Source organism: Cryobacterium sp. TMS1-20-1 (assembly GCF_004402355.1).
In the GTDB taxonomy this organism is placed as follows: domain Bacteria; phylum Actinomycetota; class Actinomycetes; order Actinomycetales; family Microbacteriaceae; genus Cryobacterium; species Cryobacterium levicorallinum.
The window spans coordinates 17440-30733 of record NZ_SOGF01000066.1 but is presented as its reverse complement, the minus strand read 5'-3'; the positions used below and the strand labels follow the sequence as shown (position 1 = coordinate 30733).

At 66.9% G+C, this 13294-nt stretch carries 12 protein-coding genes; all 12 read left to right on the top strand.

Going from position 1 to position 13294, the window contains the following annotated elements; translation table 11 throughout:
• Positions 1-1623: 1623 nt before the first annotated feature.
• Positions 1624-2721 carry a hypothetical protein gene (locus tag E3O45_RS16370; protein ID WP_241985409.1) on the top strand — a complete coding sequence of 366 codons (1098 nt, stop codon included), beginning with the start codon at positions 1624-1626 and terminating at the stop codon, positions 2719-2721.
• A complete protein-coding gene (locus E3O45_RS16365) occupies positions 2699-3727 on the top strand; it encodes an HAD-IIA family hydrolase (protein WP_134444523.1) in 1029 nt (342 codons plus the stop codon). Before E3O45_RS16370 ends, E3O45_RS16365 begins: the two co-directional genes overlap by 23 nt.
• A 9-nt stretch (positions 3728-3736) precedes the next feature.
• Positions 3737-3886 (top strand): hypothetical protein, encoded by a 150-nt coding sequence (locus tag E3O45_RS17620; RefSeq protein WP_166789536.1) that lies wholly within the window; start codon positions 3737-3739, stop codon positions 3884-3886.
• Positions 3883-4791, top strand: coding sequence for a TlyA family RNA methyltransferase (locus E3O45_RS16360; RefSeq protein ID WP_241985408.1), 909 nt, complete (start codon positions 3883-3885; stop codon positions 4789-4791). The genes E3O45_RS17620 and E3O45_RS16360 overlap by 4 nt, the downstream gene beginning before the upstream one ends.
• A gap of 4 nt (positions 4792-4795) precedes the next feature.
• Entirely contained in the window at positions 4796-5716 is a 921-nt protein-coding gene (locus E3O45_RS16355) for an NAD kinase (RefSeq protein WP_134444521.1), read from the top strand.
• A gap of 4 nt (positions 5717-5720) precedes the next feature.
• Positions 5721-7442, top strand: coding sequence for a DNA repair protein RecN (gene recN / locus E3O45_RS16350; protein ID WP_134444519.1), 1722 nt, complete (start codon positions 5721-5723; stop codon positions 7440-7442).
• Between the two features lie 29 nt (positions 7443-7471).
• Positions 7472-9169, top strand: a complete 1698-nt coding sequence (locus E3O45_RS16345; RefSeq protein ID WP_174843106.1) for a CTP synthase — start codon at positions 7472-7474, stop codon at positions 9167-9169.
• Positions 9162-9788 (top strand): NUDIX hydrolase, encoded by a 627-nt coding sequence (locus E3O45_RS16340; RefSeq protein ID WP_134444517.1) that lies wholly within the window; start codon positions 9162-9164, stop codon positions 9786-9788. Before E3O45_RS16345 ends, E3O45_RS16340 begins: the two co-directional genes overlap by 8 nt.
• 2 nt (positions 9789-9790) lie before the next feature.
• Positions 9791-10771 carry a site-specific tyrosine recombinase XerD gene (locus E3O45_RS16335; protein ID WP_134444515.1) on the top strand — a complete coding sequence of 327 codons (981 nt, stop codon included), beginning with the start codon at positions 9791-9793 and terminating at the stop codon, positions 10769-10771.
• A 167-nt stretch (positions 10772-10938) separates the two neighbouring features.
• Complete coding sequence (locus tag E3O45_RS16330; protein ID WP_233195351.1) at positions 10939-11826, top strand: ParA family protein; 888 nt, start codon at positions 10939-10941, stop codon at positions 11824-11826.
• Positions 11810-12619 carry a ScpA family protein gene (locus E3O45_RS16325; RefSeq protein ID WP_134444514.1) on the top strand — a complete coding sequence of 270 codons (810 nt, stop codon included), beginning with the start codon at positions 11810-11812 and terminating at the stop codon, positions 12617-12619. Before E3O45_RS16330 ends, E3O45_RS16325 begins: the two co-directional genes overlap by 17 nt.
• The gene (locus E3O45_RS16320) at positions 12609-13286 is read left to right on the top strand and encodes an SMC-Scp complex subunit ScpB (RefSeq protein WP_134444512.1); all 678 of its coding nucleotides are present in this window, start codon (positions 12609-12611) and stop codon (positions 13284-13286) included. Before E3O45_RS16325 ends, E3O45_RS16320 begins: the two co-directional genes overlap by 11 nt.
• Positions 13287-13294: the final 8 nt, after the last annotated feature.

Sequence of the window (13294 nt, the reverse complement as noted above, 5' to 3'; positions counted from 1 at the left end):
GTACTGCAGGGGGGACCCTGTGGGAGAGTAAGACACCGCCGGACTTAACTTAGAAACAACAGAGAGCCATCCCTCACGGGGTGGCTTTTCTGCGTTAACGAGCCACCCCAGGGTGGCCGTTTCTCGTTAACACCACACCGCAAGCGGTCCCGCTCCGCATCCACCCAAACGTTGGTCGATCAGGCCCCGACCGCCATCGGCACGACCGCGGCCGGCTTCTGGGACGCGACCATGAACTCTTGCGGGGCGTCGGGACACTCGCGCCTCAGCTCAAACACACGAACTCGTCACCCCGCAAAAAATCCCGACACCCCACCCACCTGACCGACCCGTGATTGACGTGGGATCAGCATCCACTTGGGTGGGGTTCTCAGCGCGATTTTGCGTGAGGGATTAGGCTTAGCAAGTCTGTCGAAATGCCGGACTAATTACACAGGAGATACAGTGAGCCCTTCAGGACCCCGCGACGGCGATTCCCGTAACAACGGTCAGGACGACCGTCGTTCGAACCAGAGCGGCCGACCCTCGAATGGGCGACCTGCCAGCGGACGCGATGGCGCGAAGCCACCGTACCGCGGTAACTCCGACCGCCCGCAGCAGGGTGGCGAGCGTCCTGCTCACCGCGGCAACTCGGATCGTCCTGCGCAGGGCGGAGAGCGACCTCCTTATCGCGGCAATTCCGATCGCCCTGCATACGGCGGCAACGACCGGGCTCCTTACCGGGGTAACTCTGACCGTCCCGCGCAGGGTGAGCGTCCTCCTTACCGGGGTAACTCTGACCGTCCCGCGCAGGGCGAGCGTCCCCCTTACCGGGGCAACTCTGAGCGTCCTTCCGGTGGAAACGACCGCGCGCCCTACCGCGGGAATTCAGACCGTCCCGCTCAGAGTGAGCGCCCTCCGTATCGCGGCAACTCCGACCGTCCTGCCCAGGGTGAGCGCCCTCCGTACCGGGGTAACTCTGACCGCCCCGCGCAGGGGGAGCGTCCCCCGTACCGTGGCAATTCGGAGCGTCCTTCCGGCGGGAACGACCGGGCTCCGTACCGGGGCAACTCCGAGCGTCCTGCCCAGGGGGAGCGACCTCCCTTCCGTGGTAACTCCGAGCGTCCTTCTGGCGGGAACGACCGGGCTCCGTACCGGGGCAACTCCGACCGTCCTGCCCAGGGGGAGCGACCTCCCTTCCGTGGTAACTCCGAGCGTCCTTCTGGCGGGAACGACCGGGCTCCGTACCGTGGTAATTCTGATCGTCCGGCTCAGGGTGAGCGCCCTCCGTACCGTGGTAATTCTGATCGTCCGGCTCAGGGTGAGCGCCCTCCGTACCGGGGCAACTCTGACCGCCCCGCTCAGGGTGAGCGTCCCCCTTACCGTGGTAATTCGGATCGTCCTGCCCAGGGGGAGCGACCTCCCTTCCGTGGCAATTCTGAGCGTCCTTCCGGAGGAAACGACCGGGCTCCGTACCGAGGTAACTCTGACCGCCCCGCTCAGGGTGAGCGTCCTCCGTACCGGGGTAACTCTGACCGGCCCAGCAATGACCGGCCGAGAAGCGACAACGACAGCAAGCCGTGGACCCAGCGCGGCGGTTCGCCGAACCGTGCCGGTGCTCCGCGCGTCGATGCCGGCAAGAAGTTGTGGACCCGCGACGGCGCTCCGGCCCGTAACGACCGCGATGCCCGCGTCGTTGAAGAGGAGATGACCGAAGAGCAGCGCATGCAGCGCGAGCTGCGTTCGGTGCGTCCGCGTCACGACGACCCGGAACTTCCCGACGACATTTCGGCCAATGACCTTGACCGCATCGCCCGCAATGAGCTCAAGACCCTCACCAAGGAGAACGCCGAGACCGTCGGCCGTCACCTGGCGATGGCCGCTCGCGTCATCGACGAGAACCCGCAGCTGGCTCACCAGCATGTGATGAGCGCCGCCCGTCGGGCCGGCCGCATCGGTGTTGTGCGCGAAAGCCTCGCGATCACCGCGTATGCCACCGGTGACTTCGCGCTGGCCCTGCGCGAACTGCGCACCTACCGTCGTATCTCCGGCTCGAACGACCAGCTTCCCCTCATGGTCGACAGTGAACGTGGCGTCGGCCGCCCCGACCGTGCCCTCGAGCTCGGCCGATCGGTCGATCGCAGCACGCTGTCCCCGTCCGTGCAGGTTGGCCTGGCGATCGCCATGTCCGGCGCACGACTGGACCTCGGTGAAACGGATGCCGCGCTCGTCGAGCTCGAAATTCCGCAGCTCAACCCGAACACGGCTTTCTCCTACAGCCCCGAGCTGTTCGCCGCTTACGCTGAGGTGCTGAGCGAACTCGGTCGCGAGGACGAAGCGGACGAGTGGCTTCAGCGGGCCTCCCGCGCCGACGCTGCCATCGGGGCCTCCGGTGACGATGACGAGACCGTCGAAATCGAAGAAATGGAAGAGGACGACGCCGCCGCCCTCGCCGCCGAAGCCGCCGACGCCGGAGACGAAGACGACGAAGACGACGAAGACGACACAGTGGCCGCCGGCGAAGCGGCTCGTGCCGTTGCCGAAGCCGGGCTCAACGCTGTCGACGCGCCGATTACCGACGCCGACGCCGACGACGACATCGTCAATGAAGCGGCGGACACCGCCGAAACCGACGTTGAGATCGACAACGTGAACGAGGCGGACACCGACGCTGCGGCATCCGTTTCGATTGCCGACGCAAACGACGAGACGGAGCCGAATGCTGCATCGCCGAAAGCCTGAGTCGGCGACGCCGCTGGACGGCGTTGACGTTCTGCTGACCGATCTGGACGGTGTGGTGTACGCGGGCCCGGCGGCGATCCCCTTCGCCGTCGAGAGCCTGAACCGTGCCGCTGAGACGATTCGCGTTGGCTACATCACCAATAACGCTTCGCGCACCGATCAGTCGGTCGCTGACCACCTCACCGAGCTCGGGCTGAGTGTGGCGGCAACGGATGTCGTCACCTCCCCCCAGGCAGCCGTGCGGCTGCTCGCCGAGCAGGTCGCACCCGGCGCGAGCATCCTCGTGGTCGGTGGCGACGGCCTGGTCGACGAGGTGCAGAAGGCCGGATTTGTGGTGACCCGCTCGGCCGACGACAAGCCGGCCGCTGTGATCCAGGGCTTCTCGCCCGAGGTTGGTTGGGTGCACCTCGCCGAAGCGGCCTTCGCGCTCAACGCCGACGGTGTGGGCACGGGCATTCCGTGGATCGCGACCAACACGGACTGGACCATTCCGGTCGCCCGCGGCATCGCTCCGGGTAACGGCACGCTGGTTTCGGCCGTGCACACCGCGGTCGGGCGGCTGCCACTCGTGGCCGGCAAACCCGAAGCGGCCATTTTTCTGGAAGCTACTCGGCGGTTCGGCGCGCAGAACGCGCTCTTCATCGGCGACCGCCTCGATACCGACATTCTCGGCGCGAACCGGGCCGGCATTCCTGCCGTGCTCGTGCTGACCGGCATCGACCGGGCTAAGCAGGCCCTGGCCGCCGACAAGGATTCGCAGCCCGCATTCATCCTTGACAACCTGCAGCAGCTGCACGAACCGTACCCGGAGACCGTGTTCTCCAAGGACGGCTCGACCGCGACGGTCAACGGGGCCAGCGTGCGCGTGCACGGCAATGACGTTCAGATTCTGAAAGACGGTGACGGCGCAATCAATCTGCTGCGCGCCGCCTGCGCTGCGATCTACCGGTCGGGACGGGCAATTTACGGGCTCAACGTTCCGGAGCGACTGTATCTCGCGCAGTAGCCTAGAGCTGTGAACCCCGAACCCGTACCGGTCGATCTCGCCGGGCACCTGGCGAAGATCGAGACCCAGCCGCTCGAGGCGCGCGCCGCGGCGTTCGGGGAGCTGCACGAGCAGTTGCGCGAACGGCTCGAAGACGCCGACCAGGCTGGCCAGGCATGACCGGCACCAGCACACCCAACGACCAGGAACCAGACGCACCCATGCTTGAGAACGACGCCGACCTTCCCGACGAGTTGAACGACACTGACAGCGTTCCAGAACGGGTGCCCGCCTCCCGCCTCGACGCCGCCCTCGCCGATCGGGGGCTGGTGCGCTCCCGAACTGTCGCGGCCAAACTCATCGCCGACGGCCTCGTCACGGTGGACGGACTGCCGGTCGTGAAGGCCAGCACCAAAGTGTCAGCGGATGCTGTTCTCGAGGTGGCCGCGACCGACCACTACGTCAGCCGCGGTGCCCACAAGCTCATCGCCGCCCTCGACGCGTTCAACCTGAGCGTCACCGGGCGCACCGTGCTCGATGCCGGCGCGAGCACCGGCGGTTTCAGCCAGGTGGTGCTCGAACGCGGCGCCGCCCAGGTGATCGCGGCCGATGTCGGCCATGGGCAGCTGGCAGCGCAACTGAAGACCGAGCCGCGTCTGAAACTGGTCGAGGGCTACAACATCCGCTATGCGACACCGGAAACCCTCGCCGGGGCATCCGGAATCGACACCCGACCCGACCTCGTCGTGGCCGACCTGTCGTTCATCTCCCTCACGACCGTGCTGCCAGCCCTCGCGGCCACGGCAGCACAGGGCGCCGACTTTGTACTGCTGATCAAGCCGCAGTTCGAGGTGGGCCGCGGCGGCATCCGGGAGGGCATCGTGCACGACAAGGGCCTGCGCAGCGACTCGATCGCCGGCGTGCTGTGGGCCGGCTGGGACCTCGGCCTGAAAACCTGCGGCGTGATCGCCTCGCCCATTATCGGGGCGGCCGGAAATCACGAGTATCTGTGCTGGATGAGCGCCACGGCCGGCTCAAATCCGACAGAATGGATGGAACGGATCGAAACCGTGGTGGGGGCGTGACGAGTTGAGTGACACCCCGCGGTACTTTCTCATCGTTGCCCATACCGGTCGCCTCGACTCGGTTGAAGCCGCCTCGACGGTCTGTAAGCAGCTTCTCGCCGCGGGCGCCGTGCCGGTGCTGGCCAGCGACGAACGCGCCGACCTGCTCGCCGCCTGCCCGGAGCTCAACGGGCACATCGCCATTCTCGGCGAGACCGTGACAACCGCCGACCTTGAGCTGGTCATCGTGCTCGGCGGTGACGGCACCATTCTGCGTTCGGCCGAACTCGTGCGTGGTTGTTCGGCCCCGCTGCTCGGTATCAATCTCGGCCACGTCGGTTTTCTCGCCGAGAGCGAGCGGGACGACCTCGGTGAGGCCGTGCGCCGCGCCCTTAAGGGCGACTACGAGGTAGAAGAACGACTTGCCCTGTCGGTGCGGGTCAAGGTCGCCAATGAGGTTGTCTACGAAACCTGGGCGCTGAACGAAGTCACCGTCGAAAAGGCCAGCCGCGAACGCATGATCGAGGTTGTCGTCGAGGTTGACGGTCGTCCGCTATCGTCATTTGGCTGCGATGGCGTCGTGTTCTCCACCCCGACCGGCTCGACCGCGTACTCGTTCTCGGCCGGCGGCCCCATCGTCTGGCCGGGCGTCGAAGCGCTGCTGCTGGTACCGCTCAGCGCGCACGCCCTGTTCGCCCGGCCGCTCGTCGTCGGCCCCGATTCGTCGCTGGCCGTCGAGGTGCTCTCCCGAACCGGAGCCCGCGCCGTGCTGTGCGCCGATGGCCGCCGTACCCAGGACCTTCCGAGCGGCGCCCGCGTGATCGTGCGCCGCTCGAGCGTACCGGTGCGCCTGGCCCGCCTGCACATCGGCCCGTTCACGGACCGCCTGGTCAACAAATTCAACCTGCCGGTCACCGGCTGGCGCGGCCCGGTCGGCCGCGAGTAATCCGATGATCGACGAGCTGTTCATTCGCGACCTCGGCGTTATCGCCGAGGCGACGCTGCCGCTTGGGCCTGGATTCACCGCCGTCACCGGTGAAACCGGCGCCGGAAAAACCATGGTGGTCACCGCGCTCGGCCTGCTACTCGGCGATCGAGCGGATGCCGGCACCGTGCGGCAGGGCCAGCCGCAAAGTTTCGTGCAGGGCCGCTGGGTCATCGACCCCGGCGGTCCCGTCGCCGAACGCGTGCGCGACGCCGGGGGAGACCTCGACGGCCCCGAACTCATTCTCGGACGCTCCGTCTCGAGCGAAGGGCGCAGCCGGGCGACGGTCGGCGGACGCGGCGCTCCGGCGAGCGTACTCGGCGACCTGCGCAACGACCTCGTCGTCGTGCACGGCCAAAGCGACCAGGTGCGCCTGCGCTCCGCCGCCGCCCAGCGCGACGCCCTCGACCGCTTCGCGGGGCCCGACCTCTCCGCAGTGCTCGCCGACTACCAACACGCCTTCCACCGCTGGCAGGCCAACCAGACCGACCTGGACCGGCTCGTCACCGAACAGGATTTGCGCTCCCGCGAAGCCGACGACCTGCGGGCCGCCATCGCTGAGATCGAAACGGTCGCCCCGCAACGCGGCGAAGACGCCGAGCTCGGTGAACGGGCCGAACGCCTTGGCAACCTCGAAGAGTTGCGCCTGGCCGGGGAACAGGCCCGCCAGCTCATCTCCGCCGAAGATAACCCCGACGACCTGCCCGACGTTGTCGCGCTGCTCGAAACCGCCCGGCGCGCCCTCGACCGGGTCGCCACCCACGATGTGGCGCTGCCACCGCTCGTCACCGCGATCGCCAACGTCGGTTTCGTCGTCGCGGATATCGCCGCCGAACTCTCCAGCTACCTCGCCGGCCTCGACGCCGACGGTGCCCGCGAACTCGAAATCGTGCAGGAACGCCGCGCCGAACTGAGCATCCTCGCCCGTAAATACCCCGGCGGCCTCGACGAGGCCATTGAATTTCTGGATACCGGCAGCACCCGTCTGCTCGAGCTCGACTCCGACTCCGACCGCATCGAAACCCTCACCGCTGAAACGGATGCCGACCATCTGCTGGTCACCGATCTCGCCACCGCCCTCACCGCGCTCCGTGCAGCGGCAGCCGTGCGTCTCGGTGCCCTGGTCACCGCCGAGCTCGGCGCACTGGCAATGCCGGACGCCGTCCTCCACGTGGAGGTCGAGCCGGGGGCCGAATTCACCGTCACCGGCTGCGACCTCGTGCGCCTACGGCTGCAGCCCCACGCCGGGGCCGAGCCGCGATCGCTCGCACGCGGGGCATCCGGTGGCGAACTGTCTCGGGTCATGCTCGCGATCGAGGTCGTCATCAACGCGACCGACCCGGTGCCCACCTTCGTCTTCGACGAGATCGACGCCGGCGTCGGCGGCGCCGCCGCGATTGAAATCGGACGGCGACTGGCCCGCCTGGCCGAAACCGCCCAGGTGATCGTGGTCACCCACCTCGCTCAGGTCGCCGCGTTCGCCGTGAACCACCTCAGCGTGGTCAAGGACAGTGACGGATCCGTCACCGCCTCGAGCGTGCGTCAGTTGCGCGGCGAGGATCGGGCCGCCGAAATGGCCCGTCTGCTGTCGGGTCTGCCCGACTCGAAGAGCGGCCTCGAACACGCCAGAGAACTGCTCGACCTCGCCCAGTCCGCCTCTCCCCAGTCAGCGACAAAAATCAGGTGATAGCATTGAAGCCCGTGGTGGAAAATATAATTGCGGACAGATCAGGACCGAGCAGGTCAAACGGCACAACCAAGCACATCTTCGTGACCGGGGGTGTGGTCTCCTCGCTCGGTAAGGGCTTGACGGCGGCCAGCCTCGGAAACCTACTCACGGCACGCGGCCTGCGGGTCGTCATGCAGAAGCTTGACCCGTATCTCAACGTCGACCCGGGAACGATGAACCCGTTCCAGCACGGCGAGGTCTTCGTGACCGACGACGGCGCAGAGACCGACCTCGACATCGGGCACTACGAACGTTTTCTCGACATCAACCTCGGCCAGTCGGCCAACGTGACGACCGGGCAGATCTACTCGCAGGTGATCGCCAAGGAACGCCGTGGCGAGTACCTCGGCGACACCGTGCAGGTCATTCCGCACATCACCGACGAGATCAAACGCCGCATGCGCTTGCAGGCGAGCGATGAGGTGCGCCCCGACGTCATCATCACCGAGGTCGGTGGAACCGTTGGTGACATCGAGTCCCAGCCGTTCCTCGAGGCTGCCCGTCAGGTGCGCCACGAACTCGGCCGCGGCAACGTCTTCTTCGTGCACGTCTCGCTCGTTCCGTTCCTCGGCGCGGCCGGCGAGCAGAAGACCAAGCCCACCCAGCACTCCGTCGCGACACTGCGTTCCATTGGAATTCAGCCGGACGCCCTCGTGCTGCGCAGCGACCGGCCCGTCTCCGAGGCGAACAAGCGCAAAATTGCGCTCATGTGCGACGTTGACGAAGACGCCGTGGTCAACGCCGTCGACGTCGCGTCGATCTACGAGATCCCCACCATGTTGCACGACCAGGGCCTCGACAAGTACATCGTCAACGCCCTCGGCCTCGTCGCTGACGGCGTCGACTGGACCGGCTGGGAGAACCTGCTCGAAGCAGTGCGCCACCCCAAGCACGAGGTCACCATCGGCCTGGTCGGCAAGTACATCGACCTGCCGGATGCCTACCTCTCGGTCACCGAGGCGCTGCGAGCCGGCGGGTTCGCCAACCAGGCCAGGGTCAAAATCGTCTGGATCGGCTCCGACGACTGCGAGACCGACGAGGGAGCCGCGCGTCTGCTCGGCGAACTTGACGGCATTTGCGTGCCCGGCGGCTTCGGCATTCGCGGCATCGAGGGCAAGCTCGGCGCCCTCAAATTCGCCCGCGAAAACGGCATCCCGGTGCTCGGACTGTGCCTCGGTCTGCAGTGCATGGTTATCGAATACGCGCGCAACAAGGCCGACCTGCCCGGCGCCTCCTCCAGCGAGTTCGACCCGGAAACCGAGTTTCCGGTCATCGCGACCATGGAAGAGCAGGTCGAAATCATCGCCGGCGGCGACCTCGGTGGCACCATGCGCCTTGGCCTCTACCCGGCAACGCTCGCCGAGGGATCCCTCGTCGCCGAGCTGTACGGCGCCAATGACGCGTCCGAACGGCACCGTCACCGCTACGAGGTCAACAACGCCTTCCGTGACCAGATCGCCCTGGCCGGCTTGTGGTTCTCCGGAACCAGTCCGGACCGTCACCTGGTCGAATACGTCGAGCTCAAGCGCGACGAGCACCCGTTCTATGTCGGAACCCAGGCCCACCCGGAGCTGCGGTCCAGGCCGAACCACGCGCATCCGCTGTTTCGCGGCCTGGTCGCCGCAGCCCTCGACCGCCAGCAGGCCAGCCGGTTGTTCGAGGTGAAGGAAGAGCTCAGTGCCTGAACCACTGCAGGATGACGTGGCTCCGGTGACCGCGAGCGAGGTCGTCTTCGACGGCGCCATCTGGAACGTGCGCCGCGACAGCTTCGAGTACAACGGCGCGAGCATCACCCGCGAATACCTCGACCACCCCGGCGCGGTGGCCGTGCTCGCCCTCGACGAGCACGACCGGGTATTGCTGATCAAGCAGTACCGGCACCCGACCGGCCTGCGCGGCTGGGAGCTGCCAGCCGGGCTGCTCGACGTGAGCGGCGAGCATGCCCTGATCGGTGCCCAGCGCGAGCTCGCCGAAGAAGCGGATGTCGTCGCCACCGACTGGGCGCTGCTCACCGAGTTCTACACCTCGCCCGGCGGCAGCAATGAAGCCATCCGGGTCTACCTGGCGCGCGGCGTCTCGGCGGTTCCCGCCTTTGAACGCACCGAAGAAGAAGCGGATATCGAGTTGCGCTGGGTGTCCCTCGACGACTGCGTCGACGCCGTCATGGCGCGGCGGGTCGAGAACCCGATCCTGATCGTGGGTATTCTGGCCGCGCACGTGGCCAAGTCACGCGGGTGGAGCACGCTCGCGCCGGCCGACCTGCCGTGGCCGCGGCATCCACTCAACCGGCACGTCACAGCCTAGGCATGACGATCGCCACGGCGGTAGATGGGTATCTGCGGCACGTGGCGGTCGAGCGCGGTCTCGCCGCGAACACCGTCGCTGCTTACCGCCGCGACCTCGGGCTGTACACGGCGTGGCTGGCCGGCCAGCCCGATTCTGACGCCGGGGATGCTGTCATTGCGGGTGCGGGTGCGGGTGCTGCCGACGCCCCGGCGCGCCCGATCACGAACCTGCGCGCCATCACCCGGCACCACGTGTCGGCATTTGTGCAATACCTCGGCCTGCGTCCGGAGTCGCCGCTGACCGCCGCGTCGATCGCGCGCATCCTCTCGACCGTGCGTGGATTCCACCGGTTTCTGCTCGGTGAGGGCCTGGTCGAAACGGATGTCGCGCACGACAGTAAGCCGCCCAAACTCGCCCTGCGCCTGCCCAAGGCCATCTCGATCGAGCAGGTGGCCGCGCTGCTCGCGGCGACGGACGGCGACGATGTGCAGCGCCTGCGCGACAAAGCCCTGCTCGAACTGCTGTACGCGACCGGCGCGCGGGTGAGCGAGGTGGTCGACCTCAACGTCGACGACGTACGCCTCGAAGACTTCGACTCCGTGCGGCTCACCGGCAAGGGCGACAAGCAGCGCATCGTTCCGGTCGGCAGCTTCGCCCGCGCCGCCGTCTCTGACTACCTGGTTCGGGCACGGCCGATGTTGTCGGCGCGCGGACGGTCGACGCCGGCACTGTTTCTCGGGCTGCGCGGGCAGCGAGTGAGTCGGCAAAACGCCTGGCTGATCATTCGCGCGGCTGCCGAACGAGCCGGACTGACCGTGCCGGTATCCCCGCACACCCTGCGGCATTCCTTTGCGACGCACCTGCTCGCCGGCGGCGCCGACGTGCGCGTCGTGCAGGAGCTGCTCGGCCACTCCTCGGTAGCCACTACCCAGATCTACACCCTGGTCACAGCAGACACCCTCCGCGACATGTACACCCTCTCCCACCCAAGAGCCCGCTGATAATTGCGCGAGAGCGCAAAAAGTGCCCGTATGGCGAGTCGAAACGGGCACTTTTTGCGCTCTCGCGAGCGGTGGCAGGGGGTGCGCGGCGATCCTTGCGAAGACCGGGCGATCTAATCGCTAGAATCGACCAAGTGATGGGTGCAGGACAAATCAAGGGCGGGCCAGTGACGCGTAAGTTGAGCGAGCGGATTTCGCTTCCCGGTTTCGATGAGATACCGGTGGGCCCGACGGGACGTGAAAAACACGAATTCGCCGAACCGGAGCCGTTGAAAAGCCACGGTCCGGCCCGCATCATCTCCCTGTGCAACCAGAAGGGTGGCGTCGGCAAGACCACGACGACCATCAACCTCGGTGCTGCCCTGGCCCGCTACGGCCGCCGCGTGCTCGCGATCGACTTCGACCCGCAGGGCGCCCTCTCGGCCGGACTCGGCGTGCCCACGCACGACGTCACCACCATCTACGATCTGCTGCTCAACGGCAAGGTCGACCCGAAAGACGCTATCCAGCCGACCTCGGTCGAGGGACTCGACGTTATCCCGGCCAACATCGACCTCTCTGCCGCCGAGGTGCACCTGGTCAACGAGGTCGCCCGTGAGCAGATTCTGTCCCGCGTGCTGCGCAAGGTGTCCGGCGACTACGACGTCATTCTCATCGACTGCCAGCCGTCGCTCGGCATTCTCACCGTGAACGCGCTCACCGCGAGCCACGGCGTGCTGATTCCGCTGGAGTGCGAATTCTTCGCCCTGCGCGGTGTCGCCCTGCTCATCGAAACCATCGACAAGGTGCGCGACCGCCTCAACCCGGCGATCGAACTCGACGGAATTCTCGCCACCATGTACGACTCCCGCACCCTGCACTCTCGCGAGGTACTCGAGCGAGTCGTCGACGCCTTCGGTCACAGCGTGCTCGAAACCGTCATCGGCCGCACCGTCAAATTTCCCGACGCGAGCGTGGCCGGGGTACCCATCACCGACTTCGCGCCAGAGCACGCGGCTGCCAAGGCCTACCTGCAGGTGGCCCGCGAATTGATCCACCGTGGCGCAGTCGCCTAGCGCGGCCGAGAAGCCCGCGTTTTCGGTCGCCCTCGGCGTTTTCGAGGGTCCGTTCGACCTGCTGTTGAAACTGATCACCCGGCACGAACTCGACATCACCGAGATCTCGCTCAGCCAGGTCACCGACGAGTTCATCTCCTACCTGCGCGGCCTTGACGCGGCGGAAGAACTCGACCAGGCCACCGAATTTCTGGTCGTCGCCGCGACACTGCTGGATCTCAAGGTGGCCGGACTGCTTCCGCAGGGCGAACTCGTCGACGCCGAAGACGTCGCCCTGCTCGAAGCCCGCGACCTGCTGTTCGCCCGCCTGCTGCAGTACCGCGCCTTCAAACAGGCCGCGACCTGGTTCAGCGGGCAGCTCGAGATCGAGACCCGCCGACACGTGCGCTCGGTGCGCCTCGAAGAGAAGTACCGCCAGAAGACCCCGGAGCTGGTCTGGACGCTCTCCCTCGCCGACTTCGCCGCGCTGGCAGCCGTCGCCCTCGCCCCGCGCGAGCTGCCCAGTGTGGGCCTCGACCACCTGCACGCGCCGCTCGTGAGCATCCGCGAGCAGGCCGCCTACGTCGTCGCCATGCTGCAGCCGGGGGAGCCGGTCTCGTTTCGTGCGCTCATCGCCGGCACCGATGAGAAGGGTGTCGTTATCGCCCGCTTTCTCGCGGTGCTCGAGCTGTACCGCCATGGTGCCGTCTCCTTTGACCAAATCGAGCCCCTCGGTGAGCTCACCCTGCGCTGGAGCACCCAGTCCTGGACCGACGAAAACCTCGCCTCGCTCGGAGCCGACTATGACAATTGAAAACCCGACCACCGACACCCGGTCACGCACGCCGCAAACGGATGCTGCAGCATCCGCTTCACCGGCCGCCAGCGAAAAAGACCAAGACCAGAACGCCGCAGACCACTCCCTCGACCGCCAGCTCGAAGCCGTGCTCATGGTCGCTGACGAACCGCAGGGGCTCGTACACCTCGCGACCGCCGTCGGGCGGCCCATCGCCGCGGTGGCGGCATCCGTTGCCCGGCTGGTCGCCGATTTCGACGGCCTGCGCAGCACCGACGGTACCCAAACGGTGCGTCGCGGCTTTGAGCTGCGCGAGGTCGCCGGCGGCTGGCGCATCTACGTGCGCGCCACCCACGACGAACTCGTGACCGACTTCGTGCTCACGCAGAATCCCAGCCGGCTCAGCCAGGCGGCCCTTGAGACGCTCGCCGTGATCGCCTACAAGCAGCCGATCAGCCGCGGCCAGGTTGCGAGCATTCGGGCGGTCAACGTTGACTCCGTCGTGCGCACCCTGCTCGGGCGCGGCCTGATCACCGAGGCATTCACCGACAGTGAAACCGGCGCGATCAACTACGCCACCACAGACTTGCTGCTTACCCAGCTCGGAATCAACTCGCTCGACGAGTTACCCCACCTATCGCCGTTGCTTGACGGCGGAACCGACGGATTCGAGGATCTGCTTTGACCGACAAC

What these genes read in the sequence shown, in the direction of transcription:
- E3O45_RS16365 (WP_134444523.1), top strand. Translation starts at nt 2,699, where the DNA reads ATGCTGCATCGCCGAAAGCCTGAGTCGGCGACGCCGCTGGACGGCGTT.
- E3O45_RS16360 (WP_241985408.1), top strand. Translation starts at nt 3,883, where the DNA reads ATGACCGGCACCAGCACACCCAACGACCAGGAACCAGACGCACCCATG.
- recN (WP_134444519.1), top strand. Translation starts at nt 5,721, where the DNA reads ATGATCGACGAGCTGTTCATTCGCGACCTCGGCGTTATCGCCGAGGCG.
- E3O45_RS16335 (WP_134444515.1), top strand. Translation starts at nt 9,791, where the DNA reads ATGACGATCGCCACGGCGGTAGATGGGTATCTGCGGCACGTGGCGGTC.
- E3O45_RS16320 (WP_134444512.1), top strand. Translation starts at nt 12,609, where the DNA reads ATGACAATTGAAAACCCGACCACCGACACCCGGTCACGCACGCCGCAA.